This window comes from Nocardioides pini (genome assembly GCF_026712185.1).
Classification (GTDB): Bacteria; Actinomycetota; Actinomycetes; order Propionibacteriales; family Nocardioidaceae; genus Nocardioides; species Nocardioides pini.
The window spans coordinates 78,591-94,218 of record NZ_JAPPUX010000005.1; the positions used below are offsets into that span (position 1 = coordinate 78,591).

At 72.6% G+C, this 15,628-nt stretch carries 19 protein-coding genes; 9 read left to right on the forward strand and 10 right to left on the reverse strand.

What is annotated here, in order from left to right; translation table 11 throughout:
- Positions 1 to 8 precede the first annotated feature (8 nt).
- Positions 9 to 656 (forward strand): bacterial proteasome activator family protein, encoded by a 648-nt coding sequence (locus NYO98_RS17230; RefSeq protein ID WP_326494459.1) that lies wholly within the window; start codon positions 9 to 11, stop codon positions 654 to 656.
- 4 nt (positions 657 to 660) lie between these two features.
- Here the strand turns inward: NYO98_RS17230 and NYO98_RS17235 are convergent, their stop codons facing one another.
- From NYO98_RS17235 to serS, 6 genes are read right to left on the reverse strand one after another with little or no spacing between them, the layout of a single operon-like run.
- A complete protein-coding gene (locus NYO98_RS17235) occupies positions 661 to 1,212 on the reverse strand; it encodes a hypothetical protein (RefSeq protein WP_268112979.1) in 552 nt (183 codons plus the stop codon).
- Between the two features lie 4 nt (positions 1,213 to 1,216).
- Positions 1,217 to 1,792, reverse strand: coding sequence for a hypothetical protein (locus NYO98_RS17240; RefSeq protein WP_268112980.1), 576 nt, complete (start codon positions 1,790 to 1,792; stop codon positions 1,217 to 1,219).
- 10 nt (positions 1,793 to 1,802) lie between these two features.
- Complete coding sequence (locus NYO98_RS17245; protein WP_268112981.1) at positions 1,803 to 2,609, reverse strand: HAD family hydrolase; 807 nt, start codon at positions 2,607 to 2,609, stop codon at positions 1,803 to 1,805.
- Entirely contained in the window at positions 2,606 to 2,926 is a 321-nt protein-coding gene (locus NYO98_RS17250) for a DUF1905 domain-containing protein (protein ID WP_268112983.1), read from the reverse strand. The genes NYO98_RS17245 and NYO98_RS17250 overlap by 4 nt, the downstream gene beginning before the upstream one ends.
- 2 nt (positions 2,927 to 2,928) lie before the next feature.
- Positions 2,929 to 3,765: an HAD family hydrolase gene (locus tag NYO98_RS17255; protein ID WP_268112984.1), complete on the reverse strand. Its 837-nt coding sequence runs from the start codon at positions 3,763 to 3,765 to the stop codon at positions 2,929 to 2,931.
- Positions 3,758 to 5,026 (reverse strand): serine--tRNA ligase, encoded by a 1,269-nt coding sequence (serS, locus tag NYO98_RS17260; protein ID WP_268112985.1) that lies wholly within the window; start codon positions 5,024 to 5,026, stop codon positions 3,758 to 3,760. The genes NYO98_RS17255 and serS overlap by 8 nt, the downstream gene beginning before the upstream one ends.
- Before the next feature lie 115 nt (positions 5,027 to 5,141).
- Between serS and NYO98_RS17265 the strand changes: the two genes are divergently transcribed.
- Positions 5,142 to 6,716, forward strand: a complete 1,575-nt coding sequence (locus NYO98_RS17265) for a YegS/Rv2252/BmrU family lipid kinase (RefSeq protein ID WP_268112986.1) — start codon at positions 5,142 to 5,144, stop codon at positions 6,714 to 6,716.
- A 6-nt stretch (positions 6,717 to 6,722) separates the two neighbouring features.
- On the opposite strand, the gene NYO98_RS17270 is transcribed toward NYO98_RS17265, so the two are convergent.
- Both NYO98_RS17270 and NYO98_RS17275 read right to left on the reverse strand, forming a co-directional pair.
- Positions 6,723 to 7,124: a hypothetical protein gene (locus NYO98_RS17270; RefSeq protein ID WP_268112987.1), complete on the reverse strand. Its 402-nt coding sequence runs from the start codon at positions 7,122 to 7,124 to the stop codon at positions 6,723 to 6,725.
- 134 nt (positions 7,125 to 7,258) lie between these two features.
- Positions 7,259 to 7,651, reverse strand: a complete 393-nt coding sequence (locus tag NYO98_RS17275; protein ID WP_268112988.1) for a DUF4446 family protein — start codon at positions 7,649 to 7,651, stop codon at positions 7,259 to 7,261.
- Positions 7,652 to 7,720: 69 nt separating this feature from the next.
- On the opposite strand from NYO98_RS17275, the gene NYO98_RS17280 reads away from it, so the two are divergent.
- The 7 genes from NYO98_RS17280 to NYO98_RS17310 all read left to right on the forward strand — a co-directional run bounded on the left by NYO98_RS17280 (position 7,721) and on the right by NYO98_RS17310 (position 13,685).
- Complete coding sequence (locus NYO98_RS17280) at positions 7,721 to 8,557, forward strand: prephenate dehydratase (protein WP_268112989.1); 837 nt, start codon at positions 7,721 to 7,723, stop codon at positions 8,555 to 8,557.
- 33 nt (positions 8,558 to 8,590) lie between these two features.
- Entirely contained in the window at positions 8,591 to 9,196 is a 606-nt protein-coding gene (locus NYO98_RS17285) for a TMEM165/GDT1 family protein (RefSeq protein ID WP_268112990.1), read from the forward strand.
- Complete coding sequence (locus NYO98_RS17290; protein ID WP_268112991.1) at positions 9,178 to 10,323, forward strand: GNAT family N-acetyltransferase; 1,146 nt, start codon at positions 9,178 to 9,180, stop codon at positions 10,321 to 10,323. The genes NYO98_RS17285 and NYO98_RS17290 overlap by 19 nt, the downstream gene beginning before the upstream one ends.
- Positions 10,324 to 10,374: 51 nt before the next feature.
- A complete protein-coding gene (locus NYO98_RS17295; RefSeq protein ID WP_268112992.1) occupies positions 10,375 to 11,601 on the forward strand; it encodes an arginine deiminase in 1,227 nt (408 codons plus the stop codon).
- 88 nt (positions 11,602 to 11,689) lie between these two features.
- Entirely contained in the window at positions 11,690 to 12,064 is a 375-nt protein-coding gene (locus tag NYO98_RS17300) for a cyclic nucleotide-binding domain-containing protein (protein ID WP_268112993.1), read from the forward strand.
- Between the two features lie 4 nt (positions 12,065 to 12,068).
- Positions 12,069 to 13,091, forward strand: a complete 1,023-nt coding sequence (locus NYO98_RS17305) for an adenylate/guanylate cyclase domain-containing protein (protein WP_268112994.1) — start codon at positions 12,069 to 12,071, stop codon at positions 13,089 to 13,091.
- Between the two features lie 63 nt (positions 13,092 to 13,154).
- On the forward strand, positions 13,155 to 13,685 hold the full coding sequence (locus tag NYO98_RS17310) for an AAA family ATPase (RefSeq protein ID WP_268112995.1): 531 nt from the start codon (positions 13,155 to 13,157) through the stop codon (positions 13,683 to 13,685).
- 139 nt (positions 13,686 to 13,824) lie between these two features.
- On the opposite strand, the gene NYO98_RS17315 is transcribed toward NYO98_RS17310, so the two are convergent.
- Positions 13,825 to 14,754 carry a DUF5926 family protein gene (locus tag NYO98_RS17315; protein ID WP_268112996.1) on the reverse strand — a complete coding sequence of 310 codons (930 nt, stop codon included), beginning with the start codon at positions 14,752 to 14,754 and terminating at the stop codon, positions 13,825 to 13,827.
- A gap of 29 nt (positions 14,755 to 14,783) precedes the next feature.
- The gene (locus tag NYO98_RS17320) at positions 14,784 to 15,611 is read right to left on the reverse strand and encodes a glycerophosphodiester phosphodiesterase family protein (RefSeq protein ID WP_268112997.1); all 828 of its coding nucleotides are present in this window, start codon (positions 15,609 to 15,611) and stop codon (positions 14,784 to 14,786) included.
- Between the last annotated feature and the right edge of the window lie 17 nt (positions 15,612 to 15,628).

Sequence of the window (15,628 nt, forward strand, 5' to 3'; positions counted from 1 at the left end):
GTTGGACCATGAGCGACCAGCAGCAGCCCGAGCCCACCGGCGGTCCCACCGGCCAGGGGGAAGAGGACCAGGTCGTGGTCGTCGGCCCCGACGGCCAGCCCATCGGCACGATCCCGGCGAGCGCGCTCCCGGCGATGACGCAGGGCGCCGACGCGGGTGACGACGAGGACGGCGACGGCGAGCGCCACATCACCGAGCTGGTCGAGCAGCCGGCGAAGGTGATGCGGATCGGCAGCATGATCCGCCAGCTGCTCGAGGAGGTGAAGGCCGCGCCGCTCGACGAGGCGAGCCGCAACCGCCTCAAGGACATCCACGCCGCCTCCATCAAGGAGCTCGAGACCGGTCTCGCGCCCGAGCTCGTGGAGGAGCTCGAGCGGCTGTCGCTGCCGTTCACCGAGGACGGCACGCCGTCGGAGGGTGAGCTCCGCATCGCCCAGGCCCAGCTCGTGGGCTGGCTCGAGGGCCTGTTCCACGGCATCCAGACCGCGATCTACGCCCAGCAGATGGCCTCGCGCGCCCAGCTCGAGCAGATGCGCCGCGCGCTCCCGGCGGGCCACGGCGGCCCCGCCGCCCAGCAGCCGACCGGCATGCCCACCATGCCCACCGGCGGGGGCGACGACGACTCCGCCGGCAGCCGCGGCGGGATGTACCTCTGACGCCTCACCCGGCTCGGCGTGCGAGGCGTCGTACGACGAGCATCCCGAGCGCGCCGACGACACCGACGAGCGCGGCGGACCACAGCAGTCCCTGACCGCTGGTGGTGTCGAGGGCGACCATCGACCGTCCCGGCAGCGGGTCGTGCGGCTCGCCCAGCGCCTCCACCGTGGCGTCGTACGTCGCAGCCGTGTCGGGCACCGAGCCGCTGCACCGGTCGGAGGCGACCCTGCCGTCCTCGTCCACGTGCGCCAGCACCACCATCCTGACCCCCGTCGGCCACTCGACCCCGCACGAGGCCTCGCCGCCGCGGGGGGTCACGACGTCCTGGCGGCGGCGTACGTCGCCAGAGCGGACCTCATCGACCGTGAAGAGGTGGGCGACGACCCGGTCGTCCGCGCGCCGGCTGTCCAGCACCCCCACGAAGGCCACCTCGGCGCGGTGCGCGAGCTCGGCGGGGTCGTCGCTCACGCAGCTGCACGCCGCGGCCGGCCCCACCGGTCCCAGGACCAGGCCACCCGCCAGCACCGCCATGACGGCGAGCAGGCGAGCCAGCACCACGTCAGCGCGCGAGGCGGCGTACGACGACGAGGCCGAGCAGGCCGATGACCACGGCCGCCGCACCCGGAGCCGCCGCGCGGGCGAAGCCGGCGGGTGGGGAGTCCTCGACCAGCGTGCGCTGGGCGGTCGGCGGCGGGGGCGGCTCGACGGACGTGCCCTCGCCGAGGAGCGCCTCGACCTTGGCGACCTTCGTCGGGTTGGCCACGCTGGTGCCGCCGCAGCTGTCGGCCTCGAAGGGAGCCTCGGTGCCGGTGGCGAGGAAGAGGTAGGAGGTGCCGACGGCCAGCTCGCCGAGGCCGCAGGCGTTCTTGCCGCCGGCCGAGAAGACCTGCGTCGAGCGCTCGGGCGAGCCCTGGTAGGCACGCGAGGCGGTCACGTCGTAGGTGTGGTCGTTGGCGGCGACCTCGACGTTGTCGACCGTGCCGATGAAGACCGCGTCAGCGCGCTCCACCTGCTTCTCGAGCCGGCCGCTCTGCTGGCACGTGCAGTCGGCCGCGGAGGCCGGGGCCTGGACCGTCAACGCGAGGCCGAGGCACGCGAGGAGCAGTGCGGCAGCGAGTCGGACGGCACGGATCATGGCGGGAAGCCTAGCGAGACAGGTCGAAGAGGTCGGCGAGCACCGTGGCGACCCCGTCCTCGTCGTGGTGGGGCGCGAGGTGGTCGGCGAGCTCGCGCACCGTCGGGTGGGCGTTGGCCATGGCGTAGGACGTGCCGGCCCACTCCAGCATGGGCAGGTCGTTGGGCATGTCGCCGAACGCCACCACCTCGTCGGGACCGAGCCCCATCTCCGCGGCGACCGTGGCCAGGGTCGACGCCTTGGTGACGCCGGCCGCGCTGATCTCCACGAGCGTGCCGACCGACGACCACGTCGTGACGACCTGCTCGCCGAGGACGCCGGCCACGAGCTCCCAGTAGGGCTCGGGCTCGTGGTCCTCGTGGCGGGCCAGCAGCTTGACGACGTCGTCGTCGACCAGCTCCTCGAGCGGGCCCGTCGGCACGTCGGGGGCGAGGTTGACCGCCAGGCGGGGCATGAAGTCGGGCTCCTTGGCGAAGCCCGTCGTCCTCTCCAGCGCGAACACGGTGCCCGGCACCTCCGCGCGCAGCCGCTCGGCCACCGCGAGGAGCACCTCGGCCGGGATGGTCCGGGCGGTGCGCACCTCGCGGCGCGCGACGTCGTACACGATCCCGCCGTTGCTGCAGATCGCGAGGCCGTGCCCGCCGACCGCCTCCCACAGCTCCTCCATCCAGCGGATGGGGCGACCGGTGGTGAAGACGACGGGCACGCCGGTGGCGTCGAGCTCGTCGAGCACCGCACGGGTGCGCGCCGAGACCCGTCCCTGCGAGTCGAGCAGCGTGCCGTCGAGGTCCGTGGCCACCAGCCGGTGCACGCTCACGTGTCATCCCGGACGAGGAGGGTGACGGTCAGCGGGTCACCCTCGGTCACGCCCGCCGCAGAGCGGACCGACTTCTTGACCGGCAGGACGTAGCTGCCGCTGGCGGCATCGGGAAAGACGCTGGTGTCCCACGTGGTCGTGCCGACCCGCACCCGCACCCTGACCGACCCGAATCCGCGCGGCTCACCCGCTCGCTCGCGCACCTCGTCGGCGAGGTCGAGCGGCAGCGTCACGAAGCACCAGGCGCCCGTGTCCGCCGACCCCTCGCGCGCCGACCAGCGCCACAGCTCCGCGGTGAAGGTGACGCCCTCGTCCACGGTCAGGAGTCCTGCGGGAACCAGCGCGAGATCTCGACCGCGGCGCCCTCGTCGTGGACGCTGGCGGTCACGTCGTCGGCGGCGGCGATGACCTCGTCCACGGCCTGGCCCATCGCCACGCCGCGCCCGGCCCAGCGGAGCATCTCGATGTCGTTGCGGCCGTCACCGATCGCGAGCACGTCGTCGGCGCCGAGGCCGAGCTGGTCGCAGACGTGCTGGAGGCCCGACGCCTTCGACACCCCCACCGGGGAGAGGTCGAGCCAGGCCGTCCAGCCGACGACGTAGTCGGTGCCGTGCAGGCCGAGCTTGGCCGCGAGCTCGATGAAGTCGTCGGCGGTCGCCTCGGGGTCGCGGACGATCACACGGCTGACGGGCTCGCCGACGATGTCGTCGACGTGGGTGATCAGCTGCTCGCCGGACAGCTCGCCCTCGGGGAAGACGCGGTTGACGCGGTAGCCGCCGACCTCACGCTCCTCGACGGCGACCAACGCCCGCGGGTGGTGCTCCAGCACCGCCGCGACCGCCGGGGCGGCGTCGAAGGTCTCCTCGTGGACGACCTCCATCGGCGGGTAGCGGAAGACCACCGCGCCGTTGGACGCGACGACCCAGAGCCGGTCGGACTCCTCGCGCGGGAGGTGGAGGAGGTCGGCGATGGTCGTCATGCCGTGGGGCGAGCGACCGCTCGCCAGCACGATGTGGGCACCGGCGTCGAGGGCGCGGTGGACCGCGTCGTGCACCGGCTCGCTGATGGTCTCGTAGTCCTCGCTCTGCCCGTCGACCCACTTGAGCAGGGTGCCGTCGATGTCCAGCGCGACGACGCGAGGAGTCCAGTCAGCCAAGGGGTTTCAGCACTTCCAGGCCGCCGAGGTACGGGCGGAGCGCCTGCGGCACCGTGACGGAGCCGTCCTCGTTCTGGTGGGTCTCGAGGACCGCCACGATGGCGCGCGTGATGGCCGTGAGCGTGCCGTTGAGGGTCGCGACCGGCAGGGTCTGGCCCTGGGCGTCGCGGGTGCGGATGTCGAGGCGGCGGGCCTGGAAGTCGGTGCAGTTGGAGGTCGACGTGAGCTCGCGGTACTTGCCCTGGGTGGGGATCCACGCCTCGCAGTCGAACTTGCGCTGCGCGCTGAGCCCCAGGTCGCCCGCGGCGACGTCGATGACGCGGTAGGCGAGCTCGAGCTTGTCGAGGAACTCCTTCTCCCACGCCAGCAGCCTCTGGTGCTCGGCGTACGACTCCTCGACGGTCGTGTGGACGAACATCTCGACCTTGTCGAACCAGTGGACGCGGATGATCCCCTTCGTGTCCTTGCCGTGCGAGCCGGCCTCCTTGCGGAAGCACGGGCTGAAGGCGGCGTAGCGGCGCGGCAGCGAGGCGGCGTCGAGGATCTCGTCGGAGTGGTAGGCCGCCATCGCGACCTCGCTCGTGCCGACGAGGTAGAGGTCCTCGCCCTCGATGCGGTAGACGTCGTCGGCGGCCTGGCCCAGGAAGCCGGTGCCCTCCATCGCGCGGGGCTTGACCAGCGAGGGGGCGATCACCTGCGTGAAGCCGGCGTGGCGGGCCTGGTCCATCGCCATGTTGACCAGCGCGAGCTCGAGCTGCGCGCCGACGCCGGTGAGGAAGTAGAAGCGCGAGCCGCTCACCTTGGCGCCGCGCTCGAGGTCGATGGCCCCGAGCATCCTGCCGAGCTCGATGTGGTCCCGCGGCTCGAAGTCGAACTCACGCGGGGTGCCGACGTGCTCGAGCGTGACGAAGTCGTCCTCGCCGCCCGCGGGCGCCTCGTCGGCGGCGACGTTGGGGATGGCCTTGATGGCCTCGTCCCACTCGGCCTCGGCGGCGTTGCGCGCGGCCTCGGCCTCCTTGACGCTCGCGGCCAGCTCCTTGACCTGCGCGAGCAGGGCCTGCTTCTCCTCGCCCTGCGCCTTGGCGACGAGCGCGCCGCTGGCCTTCTGCTCCGAGCGCTTGGCCTCGAAGTCGGCGATCGCCCGCCGTCGCGCGGAGTCCGCCGCCAGCGCCCGGTCCACCACGTCGTCGGACAGGCCGCGCTTGGCCTGGGCGGCGCGCACGCGGTCGGGGTCGTCACGGAGCAGGCGCGGATCGATCATGCCGGGGTCCCTGCGGCGAGGGGAGCGAAGCGAGGCTCGTCGTGGGGTGGGGTCACAGGGGAAGGCTATCCGGAGGGGCGTGGGGCACACGATCGGGTTTGGGCATACTTCGCGGGTGACTCCCGCCTCCCGCAACCGTGCTCTCGGTGGGGCGGCCCTCGCGGCCGCCCTCTTCGCGGTGCTCGCCTTCCTCGTGACCCGCGACCGGGCCCCGCTCGACGCGTTCGACGTCGAGGGCCGGCAGCTCGAGGACTGGGCCGACGACCACGCCGTGCTCGTCGACGGCCTGCGCGTCATCGAGGCGGCCTTCGGGACGGTCGGGATGACCGTCCTCACCATCGTGCTCGCGGGCGTGCTCCTGCTGCGCCGCCACCGGCGGGCGGCCCTGCTGGTGGTGGTCGTGATGACGGTGACCTCGATCGCCACGACCGTCCTCAAGCGCTTCCTCGGCCGCGACCGCCCGGACTGGCAGGACACTCTCGGCCTGCACAGCAACTTCAGCTTCCCCTCGGGCCACGCCTCGTCGACGGCGGCCTTCGCCGCACTGCTGGTGATGCTGCTCGTGCTGTTCGTCCGTCGCGCGAGCCTGCGCCGCCTCGGCATCGCGGTCGTCGTCGCGTGGTGGCTGCTCGTCTGCCTGGACCGCGTCCTGCTCGGTCGGCACTTCCCGACCGACGTCATCGGGGGCTCGCTGCTGGCCCTGGCGGTCTTCCTGCTCGCGCTCGCCTTCATCGACCCGCGGCCCCGCTCGACCGCGGCGAGGGTCGAGCCGCTGCCGGAGGTGTACGCCTCGGAGAAGCGGCTCGCCGTCATCCTCAACCCGATCAAGGTCGAGGACGTCGGCCAGTTCCGCTCGCTCGTCTCGGCGATGGCCGCGGAGTCCGGCTGGTCCGAGCCGACCTGGCAGTACACCACCGTCGAGGACCCCGGCACCGGCATGGCCGAGCGCGCCGCCGTCTCCGGGGCCGACCTGGTCATGGTCTGCGGTGGCGACGGCACGGTGCGCGAGGTCTGCGCCGAGCTCGCCGGCACCGGCATCCCGGTGGGCATCATCCCGGCGGGCACGGGCAACCTCCTCGCGCGCAACCTCGGCGTGCCGCTCTACATCCGCTCCGCGATCGACGTCGCCCTCAACGGCCAGGACCGGGCCATCGACATGGTCGAGGTCGGCGGCGACGGCATCGAGGACACCCACTTCATGGTGATGGCCGGCATGGGCTTCGACGCCGCGATCATGGAGGGCGTCAACGAGGACATCAAGAAGAGGATCGGCTGGGTGGCCTACGTCGTCTCCGGGCTGCGGTCGCTGATGTTCCCGGCCGTGAAGGTCGAGATCCAGATCGACGACGAGGAGCCCACCCTCCACCGCGCGCGCACGGTCGTCGTCGGCAACGTCGGCTTCCTCCAGGCCGGCATGCCGCTGCTGCCCGACGCCACCCTCGACGACGGCATCCTCGACGTGGTGATCATCCACCCGCGCCAGTTCCTGTCGTGGATCACGGTGGCGATGCGCGTGCTGCGCAAGAGCCCCGTCGTCGACGAGACGCTCGATCGCCGCACCGGCTCGCGCGTGCGCATCAAGGCGTCCGCCGACACCCCCCGCCAGCTCGACGGCGACTCCATCGGCGAGGGTCGCGAGCTCTGGATGGAGTGCATCCACGGGCGCCTGCTGGTCCGCGTCCCCCGCTGACCCGCGTCACGGGCAGGTGTTGGTGACGTAGTGCGCGAACGACGTCTCCTCGTCGTCCTCCCACGCCCCGTCCTCCCAGTTGAAGGAGCCCGACTCGATGTCACCGGCCTCGAGTCCCTCGAGCCGGTCGATGAACGCCTCGAAGCCCGCTCTCGCGTCGGCGGACATGTTGTCGGGTGTCCCGACGCGCGTGAGCTCGGTCCCCCACTCGTGGACGAGCCCGACGAGCTCGGTCTCGGACGGCCGTCCGGCGGCGAGGAAGCGGTCCATCCCCTCGGCCACCATCCAGCCCTTGGCCGCGCAGAAGTCCTCGACCGAGGCGTCCCTGGGCGCGTCCGCTCCTGCGCCTCCGCACGCGGCGAGCGCCGCCGCGCAGGCGACGACGTACGCCACCCCGACCGACCTCATGCCCGTGCCCCCGTGTCCTCTGCGGGCGCCAGCGTCGCACGGCCCGCGGCAGCCGTCAGGCGTTCTGCTGATCGCGTCGAGTGCGGAGCCCCGTGGCGACTCCTACCGCGAGCGCACTCGACCGGGTCCGAGGGTCAGGGACGGGCGTGCTCGATCGCCTCCTCCTCCTCGGGCGAGAGCTGCTGCTCGCACGACCAGGAGGAGATCGACTTGGCGTAGGTGCGGGCCTCGCTCCGCCCGTGGATCGACGTCAGGACGACGCCGTGGCCGGAGTCGTCGAGGACGGCCAGGCTCCAGCTGAGGTGCCCCCCGACGTCGCCGAACGCGTCGTAGCGCACGACCGAGAGGTGCCGCAGCGCGTCGACGCTCTCCGCCTTGAGGGCCGCGACCTCCTGCCGCAGGCCGTGCACGTCCTCGGGCAGCGCGTCGACCCCCTCGCCGCCTGGGCGTGTCGTCGTACGACGGAGGGCGAGCGCGGCGACCGCGCAGGCGACGGCGGCGAGGACGACGGCGATGGTGGCGAGCACCCTCGAACCCTATGTTCGGCGACTGGTCACGGCCGGTCGGACACGGCCGGAGGTGACACACTCGCCGACGTGACCCGACGCATCGCCTACCAGGGGGAGCCCGGCGCCAACTCGCACCTGGTCTGCCAGCAGGCCTACCCGGACTGGGAGCCGCTGCCGTGCGCGTCGTTCGAGGACGCCTTCGCGGCCGTCGAGAGCGGCGAGGCCGACCTGGCGATGATCCCGATCGACAACTCGATCGCCGGCCGGGTCGCCGACATCCACCACTTCCTGCCGACCTCCGACCTGCACATCGTGGGCGAGCGGTTCCTGCGCATCCAGTTCTCCCTGATGGCGCTGCCGGAGGCGAGCACCGAGTCGCTGCGCACGGTGCACAGCCACGTCCACGCCCTCGGGCAGTGCCGCGGCGTGATCCGCGAGCTCGGCCTGACGCCCGTCGTGGCGGGCGACACCGCGGGCGCCGCGCGTGAGGTCGCGGAGTCCGGTGACCCGACCCAGGCGGCGATCGCGCCTCCGCTCGCCGCCGAGATCTACGGCCTGAAGGTGCTGCGCGAGGAGATCGAGGACGAGGACCACAACACCACCCGCTTCGTCGTCCTCTCGCGCGACTTCGAGCAGGCGCCGGCCGGCAACGGGCCGGTCGTGACGACGTTCATCTTCAACGTGCGCAACCTCCCGGCCGCGCTCTACAAGGCGCTCGGCGGCTTCGCGACCAACGGCGTCAACATGACCAAGCTGGAGAGCTACATGGTCGGCGGGCACTTCACCGCGACCCAGTTCCTCGCCGAGGTGGACGGACACCCCGACGACCCGGGCGTGCGCAACGCGCTCGAGGAGCTCGCGTTCTTCACCACCGAGGTGAAGGTCCTCGGCGTCTACCCCGCCGACGCCTTCCGGGCCGACTGAGCCGGCGCACCCGACGGCTGCGACACTCACCCGGTGATCGATCCCCTCGTCGTGGCCCTGGCCTTCGGCGCCATCTTCGTCGTCGAGCTCCCCGACAAGACCTTCATCGCCACCCTGGTGATGTCCACGAAGATGCGCCCGCTCTTCGTCTGGATCGGCGTCGCGCTGGCCTTCCTCGTCCAGACGGCCGTCGCGGTCGGCATCGGCAAGGCCGCCTCGTTCCTGCCCGAGCAGCTGATCCACACCGTGGCCGCGCTGATGTTCGTCATCGGGGCGGTCATCCTCTTCCGCGCCGCGCGCACCGCCGACGCCGACGAGGGCGCGCAGGAGGACGAGTACGCCGCCAAGTCCGACTCCGCCGCCCACGGGCTCAAGGTCGTGGTGACCTCGTTCCTGGTCCTCTTCGCGGCCGAGTGGGGCGACCTGTCGCAGCTGCTGACCATCTCGCTCGTGGCCAAGTACGACGACCCGGTGTCGGTCTTCCTCGGCGCCTGGGGCGCGCTGCTCGCGGTCTCCGGGCTGGCGGTCATCGTCGGCCGGCTGCTGCTCCAGCGGGTGCGGCTCTCCGTGCTGCACTACGTGGGTGCGGCCGTGTGCGTCTTCATGGCAGCCTTGACGGTGTGGGAGATGACGCGCTGAGCGGCGACCCGGTCGCTGCCGTCCGGGAACGCTTCGTCGCCGTCAACGGCGACCACCCGATGACCGACGCGGACGACGCCTACGTCCGCGAGCACTTCGTCGAGGCCACCCCAGCGGCGATGGAGCAGATGCTGGCCGGCCGCCTCCCGCTGCCGTCGTACGTCCTCTCCGACGGGACCCCGATGGTGCCCGCCGCGCACGGCGAGCTGGCCGAGGTCGCCGGCGGCGTGGACCGGCTCCACGACTGGTTCGTGGCCTTCTGGCCCGACGACCCCGCGACCGCCGAGGCCGAGTGGGACCACTACCTCTCGGGGCAGTACGTCTGCCTCCGGGAGGTCTCCCCGATCCGGATCCGGATGAAGACCGCGCGCGTCGCCGAGGCGTCGGCCGCCGTCGAGATCCTGCGGCGCGACCCCCACGACCCGATCGGCCGCGGCATGCTCGGGCAGGCGGTCGACGGCGTGCTCGCGGTGCCCGGCCTCGACTCCCTCCTGCTGCCGATGACGGCGTACGACCGGCTCCGCTTCGGGGGTCCGAGCGTCCGCGAGACCTGGGTCGACGCGCCGCGCGCGGAGTTCCTGACCCCGGTCCCGCCGGTCTGGCCGCTGCGCACCGAGCGGCTGCTGCTGCGACCCTTCCGGCCCGGCGACGAGGCCGCGCTCACCGACGCGTGGGCGGACGAGGGCTGGACCAGCCTGCTCCTCAGCGGCACGATGAACGCGGCCGAGGTCGCCGAGATGGTGCGCCGCCGCTCCCGTCAGCACGACGGGCTCTTCCTCGGGCTCGCCGTCGAGCACGACGGCGAGCTCGTCGGCGACTCGGTCCTGATCCTCCAGGGAACCGGCCTCAGCGAGGGTGAGATCGGCTGGACGGTCCTCCCCCGGCACGCCGGCCGCGGGTACGCCACCGAGGCCGCCCGGGCCGTGCTGCGGCTCGGCTTCGAGCACTACGGCCTGCGCCGGATCGTGGCCAACCTCGACGCCCGCAACGACCGCTCGGCCGCGCTCTGCGAGCGCCTCGGGATGCGCCGCGAGGTGCACCGGCGCGGCGACTTCTGGTCCAAGGGGACGTGGACCGACTCCTACGAGTACGCCCTCCTCCGCGAGGAGTGGCGCGCGCAGTCCTGACCCGCCCCACGGCGGCGCGCCGCACGCAGGGGCAGCGCTAGAGTCCCGCCTATGGTCACCACCCCGCACGGAGCAGACAGCGAGGTCGGCCGCCTGGCCACCGTCATGCTCCACCGCCCCGGCAACGAGCTGAAGCGGCTCACGCCCCGCAACAACGACCGCCTGCTGTTCGACGGCATCCCGTGGGTGAGCCGGGCGCAGGAGGAGCACGACGCGTTCGCCGAGACGCTGCGCAACCGCGGCGTCGAGGTCCTCTACCTGACCGAGCTGCTCACCGAGACGCTCGACAGCGAGATGGCCCGCAACCATGCGATCACGAGCGCCCTGTCGGGGCTCCACCTCGGCGACACCATGCGGCGCTACCTCGCGCAGGCGCTGCGCGACCTCTCCCCCGCCGAGCTGACCGACGTGCTGACCGCCGGCATTCGCAACGACGAGGTCAAGGGCGGGCACGGCCTGGTGACCAGCCTGCTGGACCCGCACGACTTCCTCATCGACCCCCTGCCGAACCTGCTCTTCACCCGCGACTCCAGCGTGTGGGTGCGCGACCGGGTGGCCGTCACGAGCCTGGCGATGCCGGCCCGCAAGCGCGAGACCCAGCTGACCGAGCTGATCTACACCGAGCACCCGCGCTTCGCCGGCACCCGCAAGATCCACGGCTGGCACAACGAGCACGTGGAGGGCGGCGACGTCCTGCTCCTGGCCCCCGGCGTCATCGCCGTGGGCGTCGGTGAGCGGACGACCCCCGCCGGCGTGGAGCGGCTCGCGCGCCAGGTCTTCCACGCCGACCTCGCGCACACCGTGCTCGCGGTGCCGATCGCGCAGGAGCGCGCGACGATGCACCTCGACACCGTCTGCACGATGGTCGACGTCGACAAGGTCGTCATGTACCCCAACGTCGCCGACAACCTGCGCGCCGTCACGGTCACGCTCGACGACCCGGGCTCGGGCGAGTCCGACCTCACCCTGAGCGTCAGCGAGTCCGCGCCCTTCCTCGTCGCCGCGGCCAAGGCGATGCAGATCGACACGCTCCACCAGATCGACACCGGCCTCGACCCGGTCACCGCCGAGCGCGAGCAGTGGGACGACGGCAACAACACCCTGGCCCTCGCGCCGCGGGTCGCGGTGGCCTACGAGCGCAACGACGAGACCAACGACCGGCTCGAGGACGCCGGCATCGAGGTCGTCCGGATCGCCGGGTCGGAGCTCGGCTCGGGTCGTGGTGGCCCGCGCTGCATGAGCTGCCCGATCTCGCGGGAGCCGCTGCACGCCGACTGACGCGGTGGCCCTCGGCGGCTCGGTGCCCACCTGGTGACCGGGTCCCGTCGAGGGCGTCACGTTCGCTGCCCCGGATCGTTGAGGGGGCATGACCGAATCGATCCTGGACGCCCTCGACCCCGCCGACGCCCGGCGGGTGCTCGCAGCGGGTCGCACGCTGACGCTCCCGCAGGGTTGGTCGCCCATCGCCGAACGCACCCCCGCCGACAAGGCGTACCTCATCACCGAGGGCGAGGTCTCGGTCCGCAGGGGTGGCGTCGAGATCGCCACCCTCGGCCCCGGCGCGGTCGTGGGCGAGGCCGCGATCGTCAACCGCACCCTCCGCTCGGCCACGGTCGTCGCCCTGACGCCGCTCGAGGTCGTGCACTTCACCCGCGACACGATCGAGGAGCTCGTCGAGCAGGTCCCGTCGTTCGGCGCCGCGATCCGTGCTGCCGCGGCGGGACGCCTCGAGGGGAGCTGACCGGGTGGGGTCCGACGAGCCGGACGCCGCCCGCGCCCTGGGCGCGCTGGTCCTGGGCGAGGAGCCGAGCCTGACGCGCGTCGAGGTCGCCGAGCGCGCGGGCGTGCCGCTCGACCTCGCGGTCACGCTCTGGCACCAGCTCGGGTTCCCGCACCGTGCCGACGACGACGTCGCGTTCGTCGAGGGCGACGTCGAGGCCCTGCGGCTCGCGACCGAGCTCGTCCGGATCGGCATCCTGTCCCCGGAGTCGCAGGCCGCGCTCGTCCGCACGTGGGGTCGCAGCTACGCCCGCCTCGCGGAGTGGCAGACGAGCCTGCTGGCGGGACTCGCGGCCGAGGGCGGCGGCCCGGCCACCGGACCGGCCGGACCCACCGGCCTCACCGGGCTCGCCGGCGACGTGCTCCCCCGCGTCGAGGCGCTGCAGAGCTACGTCTGGCGCCGCCACCTCGCCAGCGCGGCCGAACACCTGCTCGACGACGGCAGCGCCCTCACGGCCGCCGAGTCACGGCTCTCGGTCTGCTTCGTCGACATCGTCGGCTACACCACGCAGAGCCGCAGCCTCGATGGGCCGGAGCTGGTGAGGTGGGTCGACGGCTTCGAGCAGGAGACGACCGCGTTGGTGGTCGACCACGGGGGCCAGGTCATCAAGACGATCGGCGACGAGGTGCTGTTCACCGTCGCCGACCCGGCCGCCGCCGTGCACGTCGCCCTCGGGCTGACCGCGCGCGGGGCCGACGAGGACGACCCCTTCCCGGCGGTGCGTGCCGGCGTCGCCCACGGGTCCGTCGTACGACGCCTCGGCGACGTGTTCGGCTCGACGGTCAACGCCGCCGCCCGCCTGACCTCGGCCGCCCGGCCCGGCAGCGTGCTGGTCGACGCGGGCGTCCACGAGGCGCTCACGGGCGGGGAGGGCAGCACCGGCGAGGACGAGACGATGCCCTGGCGCTTCCGCCGCGCCCGCCGGATCCCGGCCAAGGGTTTCTCAAACCTCGAGGCCTGGCGCGTGCGCACGGCCGACCCCGGCTGACCCAGCGGACCGACCCCCGGACCGGACCCCAGGACCGAGGCTCGGGCCCTCGACAATGACCTCATGCGACGATGCAAGGTCCACGTGCTCGGAGCCAGCGGATCGGGAACCACCACCCTGGCGCGGGCCCTGGCGAACCACTGGTCGGCACCGCACGCGGACGCCGACGACTACTTCTGGGTTCCGACCGACCCGCCCTACGTCGAGAAGAGGCCGGATGCCGATCGGCTGGAGCTGATGCGGGACGTGTTCGTCCCGCGGGAGGCCTGGGTGCTCTCGGGGTCGATGGTCGGGTGGGGCGAGGAGATCGTCGACCGGTGCGACGCGATCGTGTTCCTCACGCTCGACCCCGCCGAGAGGCTGAGGCGCCTCGACGCGCGCGAGGTCCACCGTCGCGGCGGCAAGGCCTTCGACAAGGACGCATGGACGGAGTTCCTCGAATGGGCCCGCGGATACGACGACCCGGCGTTCGACGGGCGCAGCCGCGTCCTCCACGAGAAGTGGCTGGCCGATCGCCACCAGCCGGTGCTGCGGCTCGACAGCGCGGCGACCCCCGAGGCGTTGCTCGCCGAGGTTCTCCGGTGGGAGCCGTGAGCGGGAAATGTGAAGCCCGGTCGTTGTTGACGGGGGAAACAACAACGACCGGGCAGAGACGAATCTACTCCGCCCCGAAGGGCGGGCACAACCGTTGAATCCGTTGTGTTCGAGCCGTGGTCGGATGGTGGACCGGGACTTACCGGATCGTCACCTGGCGGTTGGCGAGTCCTGCTCTCGCAGACCGCTCGGATGCGCTCAGCTCCCCGCCCTTCAGCGCCTCCTCGAGGTCCGCGGCGAACCTCGCGGCCGGCTCCTCCAGCACCTCGGCGCCCGTGCCGACGGGGAGGTCCCAGACCGGTGCGAGCAGGCCGTGCGCGCGGAACATGCCCACGAACCGGGAGTCCTCGGCCACGGAATCCTTGCCCGCCGCGTGGAGGCGGGCGAGCGCGTCGAGGAGCTCGTCCTCGGGGTGCGGCATGACCCAGCGCAGGTGCTCCTTGGTGCCGACGTTGGTCCAGTACGCCGCCTCGACCGACGACAGCCGGCTGGTGGGCATCACGCCGGCGTTGGCCTGCTCGAGGGCGGCCTCCATCGTCGCGTCGCGCTCGGGGATGTCGTCGATCCAGTACTCGAAGCCGTCGTGCACGGTGATGTCGAGGCTGGAGTCGCTGATCAGGTCCTGGATGCTCGGGCCCTCGCCGGGCGCGGTCATCAGGCCGACGATGCCGGGCTCCTCGGTGGCCAGGGCGGCCTCGAGGACGGCGCCGAGGTCACGGGCCGGGTTGCCGTAGGAGTGCTGGACCTGCAGGCCGAGCCAGATGTCGCCCGACTCGCGCACCATGGCCGGTGCCGCACCGGGCAGCAGGGTCGCGAGGCGCACGTTCCGGCCACCGTCCTTCAGCGTCAGCGGCGCCGTGGCGGCGGGGACCAGCTCGCGCAGCGCGATGACGTCGCACTCGCTCGGCATGCCCTCGAACGGGCGGGCGACGAAGGTCGGTGCGGCACCGCCGGCCGCACCGTGGCAGGCCTTGTAGCGCTTGCCGGAGCCGCACGGGCAGGGCTGGCGGGGGCCGACCTCGCCGGCGGCGGGGGCGGACTGGGTGCGGTTGCGGGACTTCTTGGCCATGCCCGAACCCTAGTCGGGGCGCATCCGCCTCAGTCCGCGCTCCCCAGCAGCTCCAGCATGTAGGCCGGGCGGTCGGTGATGACCGCGGTGACCCCCAGGTCGAGGCACACGTCCAGCTCGTCGGCGGTGTTGACCGTCCAGACGTGGATCTCGCGCCCCTCCTTGAGCAGGTGGCGCCCGAGGCCGGGGTGGTCGCGCAGCTCCTTGATCCCGGGACCGATGATCCAGTCGTCCCCGACGACCGGCCGGAGCACGGGCCAGTGGTGCGCCTTGTCGACCAGCATCACCACGTCGAGGTCCGGCGCGAGCCGGCGCACCCGGTTGACGGCGTTGAGGGAGAAGCTCATCACCCGCGCCGGCGACCCGTCCCGGTCCCACCCGAAGTCGCCGAGCACCTCGACGAGGCGGCGCTCGACGAGCCCGCCGTACCGGGTGGGGTGCTTGGTCTCCACGGCCAGCTCGACGTGGCGGTCGTAGTCGGCCACCATCTCGAGCAGCTTGCGCAGCGTGAGCACCTTGCCGGCGTCCGGGTCACGCTCGGGGGAGTCGTCGTCGAGGTCGGCCCACGGGTTCTTCCACGAGGCGAAGTCGAGCTCGTCGAGCTCGGCCAGGTTCATCGTCGACACGAGGCCCGGCGTCGCCGCCGTACGACGCAGGTCGCGGTCGTGCACGCACACGAGATGGCCGTCGGCCGTCAGCCGGACGTCGCACTCGAGGGCGTCGGCACCCTCGTCGAGCGCCTTCACGTAGGCAGCGAGCGTGTGCTCCGCCTTCTCGTGGCTGCTGCCGCGGTGGGCCACGACCTGCGGTCGTGCCACGGCCCTGCGGTCGCGGCGGGTGCGAGGCGTACGTCGCATGCGCCGAGCATGGCACG

Bases quoted from the DNA above. Each gene is read 5' to 3' on its own strand.
- NYO98_RS17230 (WP_326494459.1), top strand. From the start codon at position 9: ATGAGCGACCAGCAGCAGCCCGAGCCCACCGGCGGTCCCACCGGCCAG.
- NYO98_RS17240 (WP_268112980.1), bottom strand. From the start codon at position 1,792: ATGATCCGTGCCGTCCGACTCGCTGCCGCACTGCTCCTCGCGTGCCTC.
- serS (WP_268112985.1), bottom strand. From the start codon at position 5,026: ATGATCGATCCGCGCCTGCTCCGTGACGACCCCGACCGCGTGCGCGCC.
- NYO98_RS17270 (WP_268112987.1), bottom strand. From the start codon at position 7,124: ATGAGGTCGGTCGGGGTGGCGTACGTCGTCGCCTGCGCGGCGGCGCTC.
- NYO98_RS17295 (WP_268112992.1), top strand. From the start codon at position 10,375: ATGGTCACCACCCCGCACGGAGCAGACAGCGAGGTCGGCCGCCTGGCC.
- NYO98_RS17300 (WP_268112993.1), top strand. From the start codon at position 11,690: ATGACCGAATCGATCCTGGACGCCCTCGACCCCGCCGACGCCCGGCGG.
- NYO98_RS17310 (WP_268112995.1), top strand. From the start codon at position 13,155: ATGCGACGATGCAAGGTCCACGTGCTCGGAGCCAGCGGATCGGGAACC.
- NYO98_RS17315 (WP_268112996.1), bottom strand. From the start codon at position 14,754: ATGGCCAAGAAGTCCCGCAACCGCACCCAGTCCGCCCCCGCCGCCGGC.
- NYO98_RS17320 (WP_268112997.1), bottom strand. From the start codon at position 15,611: ATGCGACGTACGCCTCGCACCCGCCGCGACCGCAGGGCCGTGGCACGA.